The organism is Kribbella sp. NPDC050124, from assembly GCF_044460355.1.
In the GTDB taxonomy this organism is placed as follows: domain Bacteria; phylum Actinomycetota; class Actinomycetes; order Propionibacteriales; family Kribbellaceae; genus Kribbella.
This window is the reverse complement of the sequence record NZ_JBITJU010000052.1, coordinates 1-17965: the sequence shown is the minus strand read 5'-3', so window position 1 is coordinate 17965 and position 17965 is coordinate 1. Positions and strand designations below refer to the sequence as shown.

Genomic DNA, 17965 nt, shown 5'->3' with positions numbered 1-17965 from the left:
GTTCGAGAACGGCAAACTCGTCGAACGACCCGACGAATCAGGAGGTGATCAACAAGCTGCGTGACACGCCAATCCACAGGTCTTGACTATTCCTCAAATGCAAGGCCCCATAACGCCCGGCACGCTGCCGCGACGCTGCTCCTGGAGTCGGGGGGCGATGTCCGAGTTGTTCAGGTGATCCTGAAGCGCTCCTCCCTTGCGGTGACGAAGCGCGATGCCCCGTCCGAGAAAGCTGATTCGTGAGGCGGCGGAGCGTACGGGAAGGTGCTGTGGTCCTGATGGCCGTTGCAACGAGCAGTGCAACTGCCACAGCGAAGGGTAAGCCGCGGCTTATGTCACAGTTCGTGATAGCTGCAGGTCGGAGTGGAGGTGCCCGGGACGGGATTCGAACCCGTATGCCTTTCGGCCGCGAGGTTTAAGTTCGACCTGGCCGTGTTCGGGACGATCCGTAGGGGTTCGTTCCCCCTCGGGCGCGCCTGCCTGGGTCGTGTCCGAACACGGCTGAACCCCTCCGAACTGCAACCGGAAATGCAACCGAGAAGTCTGATACACCAGGCCGGCTCGCCCGGGAGTGCGGCATCAACCTCTGTAGGTCTTGTCGAACCAGCGGATGAAATCGGCGACGCTGCCGATCTTCGCGATGCGCTCGTGGATGGCGCGCTGGTCGTGGCCTGGCATGAACGCACCTTGCATCACGACCTCACCGCACCCACACCTGCAGTTCCGTTGGTCGTGGTGGGTCGGCTGGTAGTTGACTGGGTTCTGGTAGGGCGGCATCTCCTTGCCCACCCACTCGTCGTACACCGGGTGACCCGGGCCGAGCATCGTGCCCTCGATCCTGCGGCGGAACTTCGTGCTGTTCCTCCGACGTTCGTCGGTGTCCACGATTTCCTCGATCTCAGCGGCGACCCGGACCTTGCCCGAGATCCCGTCCTGTGCGCCGGTCCCGATAACGACGTACCGCTCCTGGTCGGCTCTCTCGCCGAGTACCCAGTTGCCGCGCCCCACTTCGAAGATCTCCTCGTCGGACATAGCGTCCAGGGGCTTGCTGTACGCCTCCTTGGTCAGCTTGATGATGAGCATCTCTCTCCCTTCCGCGGGTCTGGCTGAGCGTGTGCGACTCAGATACCTTATACATCCGGTTACCGGAAGTCCAAGGTATCTGTACCAGCCCACCGCTGCGCTGACTCCGGTCCTTGGCAGGCGGTTCCCGTGGGGTCCAGCGTTCTGAACCCCACAGCCGGGTTGGGCTAGATGCGGCGCTGTGCGGCAGAATCGAGTGCCTTGACCTTGACGCAAGAACGATGGGGGCAACATGTCGCACAGCGCGCAACAGCACTTGGCGGAGCTACTTGACAGTCTCGATGCGCTGCCATACAGAGATGACGGAGCCCTTGATGCCCTGAGAAGACGGTCGGAGATGATCATTCGGAATGTGTTCGGGGCCGATAGCAAGTACCTCACAGACCTCGGGAGGATCGGCTTTCACCCGCAGGTGTATCCAGCGGACGAGCAGTACGTCAACTCCTCTTGGGTCGAAGGAGTGACGGAATTCAGGAACCTCCTGCAGACCATGAAGGAGGAGGATCAGCTCTTCGGCACACAGACAGACGTGGAAATGGCCGGCGTAGGCTCCCCAGCCACACCAGGAGATCCGAGAGTCTTCCTCGTTCACGGGCATGACGATCGTATTAAGGTCACAGCCGCCCGGTTTCTGGAGAAATTGCACCTCCCCGTTGTGATCCTCCACGAGCGAGCGAATGCCGGCCGAACGATCATCGAGAAGTTTGAGGAAGAATCGGCATCAGCAACCTTTGCCGTGGTTCTGTTGACTGCCGATGATGTCGGCGCTGCCAGAGATGCACAGCCCCAACAGGCACGTGCAAGGCAGAACGTAGTCTTCGAACTCGGATACTTCATTGGCGTGCTAGGTCGATCTCGTGTGGCTGCGCTTCGTGAGCCTGGCGTTGAGTTACCATCGGACTATGCGGGGGTTGTCTACATCGAACTCGATTCCGGAGACGCTTGGAAGTTCGAACTCGCAAAGGAAATCAAGAACTCGGGAATTGAAGTCGACCTCAATCGTGTTCTCGAATGAGGCCCACCCGATTTGCGGTTAGATCCGGCGGAGTTTAGAGGATAAGACAGTGACCTCTTCCATGCCATGGGCGGGGATCGCGTTAAAGGCTTTCGCGGAACGAGGCTCATTCCCTCACCTACAAGGCGTTTTCACCTTCCTAGCCTCGAAATTTCATGGGTGTGCGGCGTGTCGGCGAGCGGGAGGCGAACGGGGTGTGTGGGGGGCTTGGGCCGGGTTTGCGGCAGGCCGGGTTCCCGGCTGTCGCGTCGGGTGGGCGGGTTCCGGTCCTTGGGTTGTCGGGGTTGGGTGGTTTGGGCTAGGTGGCTGGCCAGGGTGCGGTTCGGAGGCGGGAGAACGCGGTAGCGAGTTGGTGTGCCCAGGGCCAGTCTTGGTCGAGTCGCAGGTGCAGGCCTCGGGCGGTGCGGACGAGCCGTGCGGCGGTGTGCAGGATCTGGTAGCGGAAGGTCGCGGGTTCGACGTGGGCGAGGGTGCCGGTGAAGCACAGGGCCTGGGACCAGGTCAGTAGGTCGGCGGCGGTGAGGGCGAGTTCGAGCCAGCAGGCGTTGGCGTTGAACGAGTAGCAGGGCAGGTTGCGCAGGCCGGTGTCCTTGCCGCACCGGATGCGGTCCTCGACCCGGGCGTGGCCGCGGTGACGCATTTCCAGGTCGGCGAGCTGGCCGGTGGCCAGTCCGGGCTGGGGTCCGGGTGGGGTGTCGGTGATGAACGCAGTGAACCGGTGTCCGTCGATGTCGGAGAAGGTGAGTTGGGCGCCGGGGTGGGGTCGTTCGCGGCGGACGATGACCCGGGAGCCTTCGGGCCAGTCTGTGAGGTTGAGCAGGTCGGTGATCTCAGTAACCCAGGCGCCGCGGCGTGGTTCGCCGTCGGCGTTGTAGGCCGGCGTCCACGCGTTGCTCGGGACGGCCAGGATCGCTTGCTGGGCGCTCTCGCCGATTCCGTAGCCGAGGGTGAACCCGATCCCGTGGGCGCGCAGCGCTGCGGCGAAGTCGTGGGTGGCGCCGGCCGAATCCGCAGAGGCAAGCAACTGTGGCCCGTTGGGGTCATCGGCCCGAGGACGGGCATGCTCGGGCAGGGCGGCGAGCGCCAGGTCGAGCACCGTGATGTGGTCCGCGGCGGTGTTGGCGCCGGCGTTACCTGGGCGCAGCAGCCCGGCGAGCGCCTCTCCGCTCGACACGTCCGGGCGGTCGAGATAGCACAGCAACGGATGGAACCCGAAGCCCTTCTTCCATGTCGGTGCCGCGTTCTGTTTGTCCGAGTGCGCGGTCAGCAGGCTGGCATCGAAGTTCAGCCGTAAAACTGTCGCCGGATCGGACAGGTCGGGTCCGGCGCCGGCCGCCCAGGCCCGGGCTCGCGCCGCCGCCCGCGCCTCACGCAGCAGATCCAGCCGGGCGGTGTCGACCTTGTCGACCACCCGCCACGCGGTCGGATCAGACGCCACCGGCCCGAACAGCTTGGCCTGGTCTCGCAGCGCCCGCAGGTGCCGCAAAGCGTCCCCGCCATCGGCGATCGTCACCGCCAGATCGGCCAGTACCTGCCCCGGTGCGTGCGTCGGCGGCAACGCGTAGGTGTCGCTCAACGCCGCGGTCCACCCCTCGACCAGCCCGGTCTCGGCAGCCAGTTCCCGCAATAACGCGGCCCCGGCGTGCGACACGATCCCCTTACCATCCGCGGACACCTTGAACCGCCCGGCCGGCTTGCTACGCTTCACCCGAGAGTGCCTTCCTGTACTGGGACAACTGGACCTTCGACAAGCCCAATTTTCCCTTACAGTGAGGTTTTCTCACCGGGTATTGGCTGGCTGAGCGGTGTCGTTGTCTGGGGCAACGGTGCGGTGAACGGGGTGTGTCGCGGCAGCGGCGTGGGGTCCTGACCCGTCAGGGTCGGTCTCGCCAAAGAACACTTCCCCAGGCAGGACCCCACGTGATCACCTATCGTGCCACTCTCGATGTGCCCGCAGAAACCGCCCGCCAGGTCGCGCGCTGGCTGAGCACCTACCGCAAGGTGCATGACATGCGGCCGTGGCAACGCGCAGCCACCCCTTTCGTGCAGGCCGTCATGGTGTTGCGCTGGTTCAAAGAGGCCACCGATGTGCGAGTCCTCGCGCGAGACGCCGGGGTGAGCATCGCGACCGGCTACCGGTACCTGCACGAAGCGATCGACGTGATCGCCGCGCACGCTCCCGACCTGCACAACGTACTCGCCCATGCCCTGGCCGAAGGATGGGAGTTCGTGTGCCTGGACGGCACGCTGATCGCCTCGACCCGCTGCGGCGCACCTTCAGAGGCCGGGCACGACCTGTGGTACTCCGGCAAACACCACCAGCACGGCGGAAACATCCAGGTACTGGCCGACCCGACCGGCTACCCGGTCTGGGTCAGCGATGTCGAGCCCGGCTCCACCCACGACATCACCGCGGCCCGTCACCACGTGCTGCCCGCGCTCTACCCGGCCGCCGCCGCGGGCCTGCCGACCCTTACCGACAAGGGCTACACCGGCGCCGGCATCGGAATCCACGTACCGTTCAAGGGCAACAACCTCGCCCCGGACAACCGCGCCCGCAACGCCCTCATCAACGCACTCCGCGCACCCGCCGAACGCGCCAACGCACTCCTCAAAAGCACATGGGAAGCACTGCGCAGGATCACCCTCGACCCCTGGAGGATCGGGCCCATCACCACCGCCGCACTCGTCCTACTCCACCTTCAGAAACCCACCCGGTGAGAAAACCTCAGACAAGGCACTTTCGCCTTTCTACCTCACGTGTCGCACCAATTACCGTGAAACGCCGAGGCTAGTTCCCGCGCGTTGGACCCGCTTCAAGACGGTTGTTACGCGTGTTTCGCTCCCAAAATCCTCCCACTGGGGTGAGCAGTCCGGTGGCCTGCCGACCCCGGTCCTCCCGTTGCTCGCTATGGCTCGGGCCAGGGGTCTGGGGCGGTGGCCTCGGCGGACCTGTTGATCACTCTGGGATTGACGGCGCTAGGTGAGGTGTTTGCTGGCGGCATCGCAGGTCTGGGGCCGCATGGTACGAGGCAGAACACTTCGATCAGTTCAAGGGAGATGCCGGCGCGACCGGGCCAGCTGGTCCTGCGGGACCTCGTGTCCCTCAAGGCGCTGCCGATAGAGTTAGCTACTGGCATCGCTGGAAGGGGGCTGGTACTCATGGTGGACGACGGAGTGGACAAAGTCGCTCAGTTGCGCGATCGATATGGGGCTGAGAAGACCGCGTATGACCGGCTATGCGGTGAGGCGATCTTCTCTATGAAGTCTGAACTGAGTGGGGCAGGCATCAAGTTCCACTCTGTGACTGGACGGGTAAAAGACCTTGAAGGCTTCTTGGAGAAGATTGAAAGGAAGAACTATGATGACCCTTTCGTTCAGACGCAAGACCTAGTCGGGATTCGAATAGTCTGTCTCTTCTTGTCCGACATTCAGAAGATCGAGACTATCGTCGCTAACATGTTCGACGTGATTTCGAAAGATGATCACATCGAGAGCGGACCTGTTGATTCGTTCGGGTACATGTCGGTGCATTACGTTTGTAAACTGGGGAGTCGGCACGTTGGTGCGCGCTATTCGGGATTGACCGAGCAGGCATTCGAGGTCCAAATTAGGACTATTGTTATGGATGCGTGGGCGAACATTTCGCATCAACTGGCATACAAGGGCGAGTTGAGCGTGCCTGAGGGCTTGCGTCGCGATTTCCATGCGCTCAGTGGCCTATTCTATGTTGCGGATCAGCACTTCGAGCTCTTCTCGAAGCACGCGCAAGATGCTCAGGCGTCAGCCAAAGCGGCCATTGAAACGAACGAGGCGCAGGATCTCGACATTAATCTTGAGTCCGTAATCGCTTTGTTGCGCGAAATCTACCCCAACCATACCCAGGCACCAAGAAAGGCGGTCGCGGAGTTCGTCGAGGAGCTGCCATTGCTTGGATACGACAAGATTGGCCGCTTGGCGCTGGTTCTGATGAGTCAGCGAGACAGAGTTCTCGAGATTGATAAGGACATTCAAACCTCCGTCGTCGATTTGATCCTAGCTCAAGCCTCCCTCGGGTTTGCTCACCCGGAGTATCATGCGACTCTTATGGAGCGAGTCAAGAGGAACACTGCACAGCCGTAACCAGGGAGTCGCTCGCTTAACAACAGTTGACGGTTAACCTCGATTCTTCATCCGGCGGTGGAGTGGGGCGTGGATCGCTGTGTGTGTTGTGATTTCGTGGTTTGGGTAGGTTGCGGCGTCCCGGGAAGGGCTTCGGTTGGGTCCCGGGATGGCGTTGTTTAGTTGGGGTTCGCTGGTGTCCGTTCGTGGTTGTGGGCGGGCAGGGACAGGCGTTCAGGTGAAGGCGTGGCGGAGTCTGGTCCAGCCGGTGGCGATGTTGGCGGCGTAGCGGCTGGTGGTGTCGAGGTGGAGCCGGATGCGGCGGCTTGTGGTGGTGATCTTGGCTGCGATGTGCAGGACGCGGTCGCGGAAGGTGGCTGGGCTGGTGCGGGCGATCGAAGGTGTGTCGGCGAAGCCGGGGAGTTTGGTCCAGCAGATCAGGTCGGCCGCGGCGGCGACGATCTCCAGCCAGGCGGCGTTGGCCTGGAAGCTCCATGCGGGCAGCTTGTTCAGGCCGGTTGCCTTGGCGTCTTTGATCCGGTCCTCGACCCTGGCGTGCTGGCGGTGCCGTAGGTCCAGCCCGGCCACGTGGCGTGGGACGATCCCGGCTGGGGTGTCGGTGATGAAGGCGGTCAGCCGCATCCCTTCCCGGGTGGTGTTGTGCAGTCCGAGCTGGGCGCCGGGATGAGGGCGTTCCTTGCGCAGGATCAGGCGCGTGCTGTCGGGAAACGCTGACAGGACCGGTTGTGCTGCCGGCGAGCCGGTGACCTCGACCACCCAGGCGCCGTCGCGGATCGAGCCGTCGGTGTTGATCGCCGGCTGCCACAACCTGTCATCGATCGCGTTGGCGATCGCTACCAGCGTGACGTCGACGGCCTTGCCGAAGCTGAACCCCACACGCTGTTCGCGGCAGTACGCGGCGAACGCATGGGTGGCTCCGGCGCTGTCAGAACGAACCAGGATCGACGGAGCGTCCGGCGTGCCCGGCCGCACCGGCGCCGGGAGTTGTTCCAGCGCCAGGTCAAGCACCTCGATGTGATCAGCTGCGGTGTTACTCCCGGCATTACCAGGGCGAAGCAGCCCGGCCAGGAACTCGCCGCAGGAGATCTCACTGCGGTCCAGCGTGGCCATCAACGGGTGGAAACCATACGTCTTCTTCCACGTCGCCGCCGCGTTCTCCTTATCGCTATGACAGGGCACCACCGAAGCGTCCACATCCATCGTCAACCAGCCGTCCGGATCGCTCGCCTGCGCCGGCGCCGCACCCGCCGCCCAAGCCCGCGCACGCGCGGCCGCCCGCGCCTGACGCACCCGCCCCAGATGCGCCGCATCGATGCGTTCCAGCAGCCGCCACGCCGTGGAATCACTGGCCACCACGCTCCCGTGCAGCTGGCCACGTTCCCGCAGCCGCTCAATTCCGTCCATGCTCGTCTCGCCATCAGCGACCGCAACCGCCAGATCAGCGAACACCTGACCCGGCGCGTGCAGCCACGCCGCCTTGTAGGTGTCGGCCAACGCGTCCGTCACCTGATCGGCCAACCCGCACGCCGACGCCAACTCCCGCAACAGAACCACCCCCGCCCGCGACGCCACACCATCGCCATCCCCACTCACCACAAACCGCGGTGCACCCACCGGCACCCGCCGGACCCGCTTGCTACCCTTCACCCCAGAAGTGCCTTCCTGCCAGGTCGATCGAATCCTTCGCAAGATCGATTCTTCCTTACAGGCAAGGCACTTCGCCATTCCAAGCCCGGCTCACCCACTCACCGATGAATGCCTGAGGTTAAGTGTGACGACGCGCGGGCAGTTCTCCGCATCGCCCCGATAGCTGCTGCCTCAGGTTCGGAGCGGCAGGGGTCAAGGGTCGAGCTTGCTCGATCGCGGAGCGACTTGCCCTTGACGCGTGCCGAGCCGGACCGCACTTCTCCATGATTGCTAGCGGGGCGATGCGGGAGCCCACGGACAGCCGGGAGGCCATGTTGGCCACGCGTCCAGATAGCCGGCCGTTGGAGCGCGTACCACATCGACAGGGTGTCGATCGTTGATGGCGAGTTCTGCTGTCTTCGACCCGGCACCTTGTTGGCACGTGCGCGCCAAGCCAAGGGACGCGCCCAGAACGCAGCGACGCGGAGTGGCGGGCAGGCGGCCCGCCCTTCGGTGGCGGCGCGCTTTCGGGTCCTGAAGGGCCCGTCTTGAAGACGTAGAGAAAGTTGTCATGACGCTAACGGCACCGTCGCAAAGACTAGGTGTGCGGTACGAGGCTCAACCACACTGTCACGCCTCGCGGCGACTCTTCTACCCCCCCAGCTTGATCCCCACCGGCTCATGCGGCCGAACCATGGCACAGCCCTGATGTCGGCGACCAACTGATCAGTCGTTAGCACCGTCGGTGTCATTCAGCGTGGCGACGTGTTCTTGATTGCCATCGGGGCCGGTGCGTCGGCGACGGGCTATGAGCGTCTTGGCCAAGCTCAGGAATGGCGTCACGACCAGGAGGGCATATGCGAGCAGCAAGGCGCCCACCGAGGTGTCCTTGTACTCGTACGGCGGATCGATCTTCAGTGTGGAAAGCGGCGAGGCCGGCAGAGCATCGATAAGGTGCCAGCCATAGAACCAGAATAGCTCCGCTGGCTCCACAGTAGTTACGTCCTTCCCATCCCTGGTGAGCTCAACAAGATCAGCCTGATGGAGCTCGTTGGTCAAGAAGGAGAATGCCGCCGCCGCCATGATGGCGATGATTCCGGCCATTTGGAACGCGTCGTTCCACGGCGTTCGGGCGCCGAAGAACTGCTGTCGTGTGTCGCGATTCCATAGCAATAGTAAGCAACCGAGGAGTCCGATGCCCAGAAGCAGTCCAACGACGATGCGGGCCACTCTGGAGTCACTTTTGAGTAGATCGAGTAGTAGGCCTGACGTACCAACCAGAGCAATGACGACTGCCCAGACTTTCCAGGCAGCCACGGATCCGGGTACTATCCTCTTCTGCCAGAATTTGTCTACCTTGGTGGGCTCTTCATCAGTTGAGACTTCCACTAGCATCTGCCAGCGAGGCCAAAGAAGATAGAGTACTGCCCCTTGGGCCACGAGCACGTATGCGGTGATGATCCATGCCGCGAGCGAAGCGTTTAGTCCCAATGCCCTTCCAGCGAAGATTCCGCCCACAAGCAGCCCATAGACGACTAGTTCGCCGAGAAGTCGGAATGCCAAATGCCGCCAACTCAAGCGTTGGGCCACACTCTCGTGAGGTGTCGGACTAGGCGAGGCGCTCATGCGTGTCTCCGTATCAAGGCATGCCCTTAGATTCAGAGTGAGCACTAGGAACCAGCGCCACAAGCTCAGGTCATGGCTCAATTTTGATTCGGCAAGTTGCTGTGGCGTTCCGGATCAGCAACGTCTTGGCCAGGGATTACTAGAACAAGCGTTTGTCGCCCACGCTTGACCCGATAGGAACTGGGCTTCCCCTCGTAGCGTGGAGACATCCCCCTTAGAGGGTGAGGGCGATGGCAGAGGCACGACGGAAGTTTGATCGGGAGTTCCGTGAGGGCGCGGTCCGGATCGTCCGGGAGACCGGCAAGCCGGTTGCGCAGGTGGCCCGGGAGCTGGGTGTGAACGCGGGCACGCTGGCGAACTGGGTCGCGCAGGATCGGCGGGCTCGTGATGGTGAGGGCCGGTTGACCGAAGATGAGCGGGCCGAGCTGGCCAGGTTGCGGCGGGAGAACGCGGAGCTGGCGATGGAGCGTGATGTGCTCAAGCGTTCGGTGGCCCTCTGGGTCAAGGACGCGATGGGCCGGTAGCCGTGGCCGCGTTCATCGCCTCCCAGAGGGACACCTACCGGGTGCCGCAGGCGGTCGCGTGCCGGGCGCTGGGGGTTTCGCAGGCGTGGTTTTACAAGTGGCGCCACGGTGATGCATCGGCTCAGCATGCGCGGCGGGAGCAGTTGAAGGTCGCGATCCGGCGGTGGTTCGCTAAACATCACGGCACCTACGGGTCACCGCGGATCACCGCCGACCTGCGTGACGAGGGCTGGCGGGTCAGCAAGAACACCGTCGCCCAACTCATGGCCGAGCTCGGGCTGCAGGCCCGGCGGAAACGGCGCCGCAAGCAGACCACCCGCCCGGGCCGGGGCCGGTGGCGGGCACCGGACCTGATCCGGCGTGACTTCGCCGCGAGCGAGCTGAATCGCAAATGGTACGGCGACGGCACCGAGATCGACACCGACGAAGGCAAGCTCCACTTGGCGTCGGTCCTGGACATGGCGTCGCGGCGCATCATCGGGTTCAGCCTCAGCGAGCACCACGACGCCGAGCTCACCTACGACGCGCTGGTGATGGCGGTCGCGGTCCGCGGCGGCCGCGACGCGACCACCGGCGTCATCATGCACACCGATCAGGGCACCGAATACACCGCCGGTACCTTCCGCGCGGCCTGCACCCGGCTGGGCGTCACCCAGTCCATGGGCCGACCAGGATCGGCGCTGGACAACGCGGTCATCGAGGCCTGGCACTCCACCGTGGAGTTCGAACTACGCCGGCCTGAGCACTTCACCACCAAGGCCGAGGCTCGCACCCGGGTCGCGGCCTGGATCGAGGAATACAACCACGACCGGCGTCACTCCGCGCTCGGGATGTGCTCCCCGATCGACTACGAACTCACCCACTACCACCCCGCCGGCCACGGGCCAGAACACGAACCGGAACAAGCAGCATGAACAACCGGATCCCGCACACCCGAGTCTGACCCCGTCCTCGCCGGCGTCAAGGCCAAGCCCCTGCCGGGGTGACCTCCGGCCAGCCTTGACCCCGACTCCGGGCGAGCCCGCCAGGCAGCCAGCGGGAGCCGGCCCCACAGCCGAAACAACAAATCTCAAGTCTCCACGCTTTCAGGGGATTGCCGAACCTCGGAGTACGGCCCCGGAGGAGATGACGATGCACGTGCCGAGCCCCTCAGGGTCGAGTCCCGTTGCGGGCCTGCCCAGTCGTCGATCACCACCATGCCGTGGTGTGCTAGAACAGTGGGGTGGAGCTGCTGCATCGGGGCAAGGTTCGGGATGTTTACAGCGATCGGCCGGGGGAGGTGATCCTGGTTGCGACTGATCGGGTGTCGGTCTATGACGTGGTGTTGCCGACGCCGATCCCTGACAAGGGGAAGTTGCTGACGTCGCTGTCGCTGTGGTGGTTCGAGCAGTTGGCGGATGTGATGCCGAACCATGTGATCTCGGCTACCGATGTGCCGGCCGAGTTCGAGGGTCGTGCGGTGCGGTGTCAGCAGGTCGACATCGTGCAGGTTGAGTGCATCGCTCGGGGCTACTTGGCCGGCCTTGGCTGGGATGCGTACCGGGAGACGGGGAAGATCTCTGGTGTTGAGATTCCTCCGGGGCTCCGTGAGGGGGACAAGCTTCCGCAGCCGGTGTTCACGCCGACGACGAAGACGGCTCCTGAGGACGGGCATGACGAGCCGATGACCTTCGAGGAGGTTTCGGAGGCTGTTGGCCCGGAGCTCGCGAAGACGCTTCAGGAGAAGACACTCGAGCTGTTCACGAGGGCCACCGAGATCACCAAGGGCCGTGGTGTGCACCTGGCCGACACCAAGTTTGAGTTCGGTCTTGCCAAGGACGGGACGCTGGTCCTGGCGGATGAAGTTCTGACGTCGGACTCCTCGCGGTACTGGCGGGATGAGGACTGGAAACCAGGGCAGCGGCAGGTCTCGTACGACAAGCAGTTCGTGCGCGACTGGGCGCGTGATCTGGGCACGTGGGACAAGACCCCGCCTGGCCCTGAGATTCCTCCGGAGGTCGTTGCGGAGACTCGGGCTCGCTACGTTGCCATGTACGAACGCATCACCGGTCAGAAGTGGAACTGACGATGGCTACCTGGGATGAGATCCAACAGGCACGCCTGAGCGATGTGCTCGAGCTGCAGAAGGTGCATAAGCGTCTCCTCGCGGCCAAAGAGCAAGGCATCGAGGCAGATCCTCACGACGTCGAGATCGCCCGATCTGTTGCTGCGACTGGCTATGGCGGCATCGACCGAGTCAACGCGCCGGACGACTACTAGACCGGCCCTGCTGCCGACGCCTATGCTGGTGGTGTTCTAGAACACCAATCGGAGATGTTGAGGTCTCGTCATGCCCCCGAAGCTGGAGCGCCCAGCTCCGCCCTATCAGCAGATCGCCAACGAGATCCGCAAGAGGATCTCGAATGGCGACTTGCAGGCTGGCGACATGGTGCCGTCTGTGCGCTCGCTGATGCGTGACTATGGCGTCGCCATCGCGACTGCGCAGAAGGCTCTGTCGACGCTGCGCGCTGAGGGCTACATCAAGCCTGAACGTGGTGTCGGCAGCATCGTCACGACGGAGGAGGAGCGCGGACGGGCAGCAAACGACCGGGTGGACAAGGCTCGCCGTACCGGCAAGGTCTATCCCACCGGTCAGTACGCGAAGATCACCGATGCTGCGCTCGGTAAGGCTTCAGAACAGATTGCCGACGCGCTCGGAGTCGAAGTCGGAAGTCCGGTGATCCGGCGCGTGCGAACGACTTTCCAGGCTGATGGCAAGCCGGTCTCCGCGTCGACGTCGTACTTTCGGGGCGACCTCGCCGAGCGGGCGCCCCTGCTGCTGAGCCCTGAGCGGATCCGCGAGGGCACCTTTACGTACGTCGCCAACGTCCTGAAGCGCAGTGTCGATGCGTGGCAAGACCAGTTCGAGCCTGCGCACGCAACTGCCGAACAGGCCGGCAGTCTCGGCTTGGATGAAGGTGCGCTCATCATGCTTGGCCGGAACTGGATCTACGACGAGGCCGGCGACGTGCTGGAGTACGGCGAGAACATCACCTATGGCCGCGTGACCTATCGAGGTCGCCTCGGCGACTGACGCTTCGGGATATCCGATTGCTTGGCGGACGGATCGATGTGTTCTAGTATCTGAACTAGAACATATCCGGGATGCACTGAGCACGAGAAAGGTCCCCTCATGAAGCTGACCGCTGACAGACAAGACCCCACAGTTGCTCCTGCGAAGGTCCGGCCCGCGCATCGGTCCGGCGATCCGATGAGTCCGGTGTGCTCGCCAGCGTGCGACAGCGGTAGGCCATGATGGTCCGCACTGGAGGTGCTTTCGATGTTCCGCAGAACGAACAGGCTTCTCGTGACGGCTCAGGCGTACGTCGAGCGCGGTATCGCGGTCATGCCCGCGTCGCCGATGGTGCCCGATCCTGCCGGGACCAGTTGGCGTACGACGTGGATGTGCAGCTGCGGCGACAGGTACTGCGAGACGCCAGGCGCCCATCGATTGACGCCGGATCCCTTGACGCACACCCGCGAGGCCTCGATCGCGTACGACGTCGTGCGTCCACCGAACATATTGATCGCGTCAGGTCCGGAGATCGCAATCTGGCGCGTTCCGCTGGCGCTCGGCTCGTACGGGATGCGTCGACTCGAGCAGTACCGACTCGAGATCTGGCCACCGGTCATGCGGCTGCCGGGCGAGGGCTGGATTTTCTGCACCTCACCAACTGCCGACGCTGGTCAGCTCGCGGACGTTCAACTCGTGACCGAGGACCGACCTGTGCTTGCGCCGCCTTCGCGCGGACCGGGTGGCGGGGTGCTGAGGTGGCTGTGGAGTCAACGGTTCCCGACCGTTCCGCTGCCTGCGGCCGAGCCTGTTCTGGCCGCACTCGCCGCTGCGTCAACGGATCGGCTCCGTGTCTCCGGAGCGACAGATGAGCACGCCGGCCAAGCTGTCGAGCCACCAAACCCCGCCTGCACTGGCAATTGACGCCCCACACGACCGATTCCCACCGGCGACAGTCGGCGGTTGGTGTGACGACGCGCGCGACGACCCGATCACCGGCCTGGTCGCGTGGCCCGGCTTCTTCACGCGCCTTCCCCGTCTGATCGCGAATGCCATAGGGCGCGGCGACAGCGTCGGTATGGCGATCGGCGACGTCGACAACCTCAAGGAGTACGTCGAAGGCGCGAAAGCCGTCGACGCCCAATCCTTTGGCCACCTCGCTGGCAACGCCTTCATGGGTCGCCTTGGCACGCTTGCCCGCAACTGGCTCTGGGACTCAGATGCCACGCAGGCATGCCTAGCTACCTTCGGCGGAGACGAGATCGTCTTCGTCAGCGCGGCAACCGATGAGACAAGGTTCTTCAGTCAGGTCGACGGTCTGCGCAATCAACTCTGCGCCGGCCTTCCGCGTACTGTTTCCTTCGGCGCGGGCCTGATCACGCCAACCGCGATCCCCGAGTCCGTGATCGGCGACCACTGGTGGCGCGAGTTCCTCATCCACGTCATCGGAGCAGTTGAGCACCGCTTGTTCAGCCAGAAGCACGCCCGTCGCAGAGGTGAATCGGTTGCGTACGGGTTCGTTGCCCCGACTCCCAAAATTTCCCGACGCCGATGACCTCTCGCAGTGGGCGAACGCACTCCGCCGATCATCATCATGTCGTGGACCGACGAGACCGGCCGGTGAGCACGCGGCTGGGGAGTGGCTGAGCGTGGGGGCGGTCAGGCGGGAGGATCTGACAGAAGGCAAAGACTGGCCGATCCTGCGGTCCGCTCAAGAACTCGACTGCGACGGCAAGAATCCTGTGTCTGGCAGCATGTGTGTGCTCGGCTACCACCAGGGCTACCACCGCGACGACGTCGGCGTTCAATGGCTCGACGACGGCGACCTTGCCCGACCGGACTGGCTGGGCTGGTGAAGCTGGATCCGTTCCTTGGCCTGATCCTGCCTTGGCGGCTGGCTGCAGCGAAGGCTGCGACGACCGCAGAGCAGGCATAGGCCCAGCGCTTGGCGCGTCTGGGTCGGCTTGAGTGTCGCGGTCGCGAGTCTCGGGACACCATGTGGCATCAGGCAGACGCTGCTCGGACAACTGCGGACTGCTCGCTGCACGAGCAAGGTCGTGCGACGTGAGAGCGCGGCCCCGGGGCGGTCGATCGCGCGGTAGCGCGCACGCCGGCGACAGCCGGCAAGGAAGGTGCCGGCCCTAAGCCGGAGGGTGGGGTGGGTGGGAGCGGGCGTAGCTGGCGCGATGAGGAGCGGAGCGACGAGGGAGCGACGGCGGAAGCACGCGTGGGGAGGATCTTATGCCCGGGACGGGATTCGAACCCGTATGCCTTTCGGCCGCGAGGTTTAAGTTCGATCAGCCGTCGTCCAGCGGTGTCCACATCCGTTCATCCGACGCTCACCATCGTGCTTCGCGGCTGGCCCGAACTGGGCCGTATGGCACCGAACTGCAACCAGAAGCGCAACCAGGCGGCGGTACGACGCGACTTCCGCCAGTCGCGCTGTACGTTGAGTCGAGGGTTGTCTCGGATCCGAGTACTTACGAACCGGTCGACGCCTGGCCAAGCGCTGCAACGAATGAGGCAGCACATAGAGGGGTGGATCAGCATTAATCGCGTAGTCTGGTGATGGCGAGGTCAGCTAGAGGATTGGGAGTCGTCGATCGGCAGGGTGAGTGTATTTATCCCTGGGTGCATTGTGGGTCGTCGACGGGGGCAACGTCAACGCAAAACCTGTAAACGAAATCCCGGTACCCTTCACTGAACTTTGCGTAATCGGGTCCCGGGTCTGCATTCTTCTTGGTTTGTTTGGCTTTTTCGAAGGATGATGGCGGGATGTTGTTGACGTGTGTGCCTTCCAGTGACGGGAGCATGGAGCTAGAAATCTTCTCTCCCGCTTGTTGAGCCTCTAGGCTGCCATGGACGGACACTTGATCGACATTGTCTTGATAGTTCCTCCGTGCATCCTCCCAAGCCTTTAGCACGGGCCGGAATGTTTCGTAGTTGATCTTCTTGTTCAAGTAGCGGTCGTAATCTTTCCATGCTCGATAACTGCTGTCCCGATACAGCACGGTGGACTTCAGGTACTCTCGGTAGACCTGAGCCTGGATCTCGCGCGCTTCCTTCTCGCGATCCTCTTTCGCATCAAACTGCGCCGCGATATAGCCGCCGATTACCGCCAAGATGGCTACCGCGACAGTGATCAAACGATCGATCCAGCGCCGCTCGTTCTGTGACCCGTCCTTCTTGGACGCCTTGTTTCTCGCGCTCCGTGCCACACGTCCCCCTGCTGGAAATCGAGCCTCGGGTCGGAGCACAGGGCCTCGGCAAAGTCGGCCGATTGGGTGTGTGACCTGGGCGTTTGCTGATTGCTGACGCGGTGTGGCGTTGTGTGACGGGTGTGGTCCATGGGACTTGGATGTCGGTGTCTAAGCCACAGCCAGTCAAGGACCACACCCGCCGATGCCATCTTCGCGCACTGCCGCTCCTGCCTGCCCGCAACCCGTCGGCGCGTCGTCGGCGATGGCGTTGTTGGAGCTCTTGGCCACTGTGCCTGATCCACGACGGCCGCGTGGGATCCGGCACGGCCTGCCGGGGATCCTCGCGGTCGGGATCGCGGCGGTGCTGAGCGGCGCGAGGTCGTTCGCGCGATCGGGCATTGGGTGGCTGACGCGGACGCGGATCTCCTTGCAGCTTTGGGCTTCCGCGGTGGTCGCGGGCCGTCGGAGTCGGCGATCCGGCGGGCGTTCGGCCGGCTGGACGCAGACAAGCTCGACACGGTCCTCGCGGCGTGGCTGTGGACCCGGACCCGGGTGGTCGGCCAGCGACGGGTGATCGCGATCGACGGCAAGACCGTCCGCGGAGCCCGCACCCGCGATGCCGGTGGCGACACGATCTCGGCGGCACCGCATCTGGTCGCCGCGTTCGACCACGGATCCGGTGCGGTGCTCGGGCAGCTTGCGGTAACCGCGAAGAGCAACGAGATCCCCGCGGTCCGCACCCTGCTCGCCGGGTTCGACCTCGAGGGCGTGACGGTGACCGTCGACGCGATGCACACCCAGACCGACACCGCCCAACTCATCGTGGAGACCGGCGGGGACTACGTGTTCACCGTCAAGCAGAACCAGCCGACGCTGTACGCCGCGTGCAAGGCGCTGCCGTGGCGCGATGTCCCCGCGCGCAGCGTCACCAGCAAGGGCCACGGGCGTCGGGTCACCCGCACGATCAAGGTCGTCACCGCTCCCGCCTGGGTCGAGTTCGCGGGCGCCGTCCAGGTCGCCCAGCTCCGCAGAACCGTCACCAGGAAGGGAAAGAAGACCGTCGAGGTCGTCTACCTGATCACCTCCGCTGACACGCGGACGGCGCCACCGGCGACGCTCGCCGCCTGGGTCCAAGGCCACTGGGGTATCGAAAATCGCCTTCACTGGGTCAGAGACGTGACGTTCGACGAGGACCGCTCTCAGGTCCGCACCGGCGCCGCACCACAGGTCATGGCCACCCTACGGAACCTCGTCATCAGCCTGCTCCGCATCGCAGGCTGGACCAACATCGCCCACGCCCTGCGACATCACGCCGCCAACAACCGACGCCCACTGGCGCTGCTCACCTCATGAGGCGCGACTTTGCCGAGGCCCTGGGTCGGAGCATCTCATAACGCGTAGTCGCCGACCGCATGAACCGGATCGTTCGACCGTAGCCATCAAGGCTACGAACATCGCGCAGCCACTCCGGTCACATGGGATTGGGGGAGGCCTCGTCGGTCGCGCGGCAGTCCTCCCGCATCGCCCCGGTAGCTGCCGACCTTAGGTTCGGTGCGGTGCGGGTCAAGAGTCGGAGATCCCGGAGGGACGCCGTAGGCGCTCTAATGGGTCCGTGGCGTGCCGGGAGCAATGATCAGAACCTGTGGATGGCCCTCGGCGGGGTGACATGAAGGAGCGCACCTTCCCGAGGAAGATCTGAAGCCCATGCAGTTCTGAT

At 63.9% G+C, this 17965-nt stretch carries 18 protein-coding genes and 1 pseudogene; 13 read left to right on the top strand and 6 right to left on the bottom strand.

Features of this window, described 5'->3' with window-relative positions:
- Window positions 1-60: 60 nt before the first annotated feature.
- Window positions 61-243 carry a tyrosine-type recombinase/integrase gene (locus tag ACIBL3_RS46565; RefSeq protein WP_396360493.1) on the top strand — a complete coding sequence of 61 codons (183 nt, stop codon included), beginning with the start codon at window positions 61-63 and terminating at the stop codon, window positions 241-243.
- 336 nt (window positions 244-579) lie between these two features.
- Here ACIBL3_RS46565 and ACIBL3_RS46560 read toward each other — a convergent pair whose 3' ends face one another.
- Entirely contained in the window at window positions 580-1083 is a 504-nt protein-coding gene (locus tag ACIBL3_RS46560) for a hypothetical protein (RefSeq protein ID WP_396360492.1), read from the bottom strand.
- Between the two features lie 232 nt (window positions 1084-1315).
- On the opposite strand from ACIBL3_RS46560, the gene ACIBL3_RS46555 reads away from it, so the two are divergent.
- Entirely contained in the window at window positions 1316-2098 is a 783-nt protein-coding gene (locus tag ACIBL3_RS46555; protein ID WP_396360491.1) for a TIR domain-containing protein, read from the top strand.
- A 298-nt stretch (window positions 2099-2396) separates the two neighbouring features.
- Here ACIBL3_RS46555 and ACIBL3_RS46550 read toward each other — a convergent pair whose 3' ends face one another.
- Window positions 2397-3806: an IS1380 family transposase gene (locus ACIBL3_RS46550; protein ID WP_396360490.1), complete on the bottom strand. Its 1410-nt coding sequence runs from the start codon at window positions 3804-3806 to the stop codon at window positions 2397-2399.
- Between the two features lie 212 nt (window positions 3807-4018).
- Between ACIBL3_RS46550 and ACIBL3_RS46545 the strand changes: the two genes are divergently transcribed.
- Both ACIBL3_RS46545 and ACIBL3_RS46540 read left to right on the top strand, forming a co-directional pair.
- A complete protein-coding gene (locus ACIBL3_RS46545) occupies window positions 4019-4819 on the top strand; it encodes a transposase family protein (RefSeq protein WP_396360489.1) in 801 nt (266 codons plus the stop codon).
- A 216-nt stretch (window positions 4820-5035) separates the two neighbouring features.
- On the top strand, window positions 5036-6220 hold the full coding sequence (locus ACIBL3_RS46540) for a GTP pyrophosphokinase family protein (RefSeq protein WP_396360488.1): 1185 nt from the start codon (window positions 5036-5038) through the stop codon (window positions 6218-6220).
- A gap of 213 nt (window positions 6221-6433) precedes the next feature.
- On the opposite strand, the gene ACIBL3_RS46535 is transcribed toward ACIBL3_RS46540, so the two are convergent.
- Window positions 6434-7840, bottom strand: coding sequence for an IS1380 family transposase (locus ACIBL3_RS46535; RefSeq protein WP_396360494.1), 1407 nt, complete (start codon window positions 7838-7840; stop codon window positions 6434-6436).
- 732 nt (window positions 7841-8572) lie between these two features.
- The gene (locus ACIBL3_RS46530; protein WP_396360487.1) at window positions 8573-9472 is read right to left on the bottom strand and encodes a hypothetical protein; all 900 of its coding nucleotides are present in this window, start codon (window positions 9470-9472) and stop codon (window positions 8573-8575) included.
- Between the two features lie 230 nt (window positions 9473-9702).
- Here ACIBL3_RS46530 and ACIBL3_RS46525 point away from each other — a divergent pair, with 230 nt between their 5' ends.
- From ACIBL3_RS46525 to ACIBL3_RS46505, 5 genes are all read left to right on the top strand, one after another.
- Window positions 9703-9996: a transposase gene (locus ACIBL3_RS46525; protein ID WP_396360485.1), complete on the top strand. Its 294-nt coding sequence runs from the start codon at window positions 9703-9705 to the stop codon at window positions 9994-9996.
- A gap of 2 nt (window positions 9997-9998) precedes the next feature.
- Window positions 9999-10910: an IS3 family transposase gene (locus tag ACIBL3_RS46520; RefSeq protein ID WP_396360483.1), complete on the top strand. Its 912-nt coding sequence runs from the start codon at window positions 9999-10001 to the stop codon at window positions 10908-10910.
- 308 nt (window positions 10911-11218) lie between these two features.
- The gene (locus ACIBL3_RS46515; protein ID WP_396360482.1) at window positions 11219-12061 is read left to right on the top strand and encodes a phosphoribosylaminoimidazolesuccinocarboxamide synthase; all 843 of its coding nucleotides are present in this window, start codon (window positions 11219-11221) and stop codon (window positions 12059-12061) included.
- Entirely contained in the window at window positions 12052-12255 is a 204-nt protein-coding gene (locus tag ACIBL3_RS46510) for a hypothetical protein (RefSeq protein ID WP_396360481.1), read from the top strand. The genes ACIBL3_RS46515 and ACIBL3_RS46510 overlap by 10 nt, the downstream gene beginning before the upstream one ends.
- 70 nt (window positions 12256-12325) lie before the next feature.
- Window positions 12326-13069, top strand: coding sequence for a GntR family transcriptional regulator (locus ACIBL3_RS46505; RefSeq protein WP_396360480.1), 744 nt, complete (start codon window positions 12326-12328; stop codon window positions 13067-13069).
- A gap of 281 nt (window positions 13070-13350) precedes the next feature.
- Here the strand turns inward: ACIBL3_RS46505 and ACIBL3_RS46500 are convergent, their stop codons facing one another.
- Complete coding sequence (locus ACIBL3_RS46500; protein ID WP_396360479.1) at window positions 13351-13668, bottom strand: hypothetical protein; 318 nt, start codon at window positions 13666-13668, stop codon at window positions 13351-13353.
- A gap of 248 nt (window positions 13669-13916) precedes the next feature.
- Here ACIBL3_RS46500 and ACIBL3_RS46495 point away from each other — a divergent pair, with 248 nt between their 5' ends.
- The gene (locus ACIBL3_RS46495; protein ID WP_396360478.1) at window positions 13917-14603 is read left to right on the top strand and encodes a diguanylate cyclase domain-containing protein; all 687 of its coding nucleotides are present in this window, start codon (window positions 13917-13919) and stop codon (window positions 14601-14603) included.
- Window positions 14604-14697: 94 nt separating this feature from the next.
- Window positions 14698-14904: a hypothetical protein gene (locus ACIBL3_RS46490; RefSeq protein ID WP_396360477.1), complete on the top strand. Its 207-nt coding sequence runs from the start codon at window positions 14698-14700 to the stop codon at window positions 14902-14904.
- A gap of 765 nt (window positions 14905-15669) precedes the next feature.
- On the opposite strand, the gene ACIBL3_RS46485 is transcribed toward ACIBL3_RS46490, so the two are convergent.
- Entirely contained in the window at window positions 15670-16266 is a 597-nt protein-coding gene (locus ACIBL3_RS46485; RefSeq protein ID WP_396360476.1) for a hypothetical protein, read from the bottom strand.
- Window positions 16267-16450: 184 nt separating this feature from the next.
- Between ACIBL3_RS46485 and ACIBL3_RS46480 the strand changes: the two are divergent.
- Window positions 16451-16582, top strand: a pseudogene (locus ACIBL3_RS46480) (hypothetical protein); the annotation flags it as partial.
- 68 nt (window positions 16583-16650) lie between these two features.
- Window positions 16651-17601: an ISAs1 family transposase gene (locus ACIBL3_RS46475; protein WP_396360475.1), complete on the top strand. Its 951-nt coding sequence runs from the start codon at window positions 16651-16653 to the stop codon at window positions 17599-17601.
- Window positions 17602-17965 lie beyond the last annotated feature (364 nt).

Bases quoted from the DNA above. Each gene is read 5' to 3' on its own strand.
- ACIBL3_RS46560 (WP_396360492.1), bottom strand. From the start codon at position 1,083: ATGCTCATCATCAAGCTGACCAAGGAGGCGTACAGCAAGCCCCTGGAC.
- ACIBL3_RS46555 (WP_396360491.1), top strand. From the start codon at position 1,316: ATGTCGCACAGCGCGCAACAGCACTTGGCGGAGCTACTTGACAGTCTC.
- ACIBL3_RS46530 (WP_396360487.1), bottom strand. From the start codon at position 9,472: ATGAGCGCCTCGCCTAGTCCGACACCTCACGAGAGTGTGGCCCAACGC.
- ACIBL3_RS46525 (WP_396360485.1), top strand. From the start codon at position 9,703: ATGGCAGAGGCACGACGGAAGTTTGATCGGGAGTTCCGTGAGGGCGCG.
- ACIBL3_RS46505 (WP_396360480.1), top strand. From the start codon at position 12,326: ATGCCCCCGAAGCTGGAGCGCCCAGCTCCGCCCTATCAGCAGATCGCC.
- ACIBL3_RS46500 (WP_396360479.1), bottom strand. From the start codon at position 13,668: ATGACCGGTGGCCAGATCTCGAGTCGGTACTGCTCGAGTCGACGCATC.
- ACIBL3_RS46495 (WP_396360478.1), top strand. From the start codon at position 13,917: ATGAGCACGCCGGCCAAGCTGTCGAGCCACCAAACCCCGCCTGCACTG.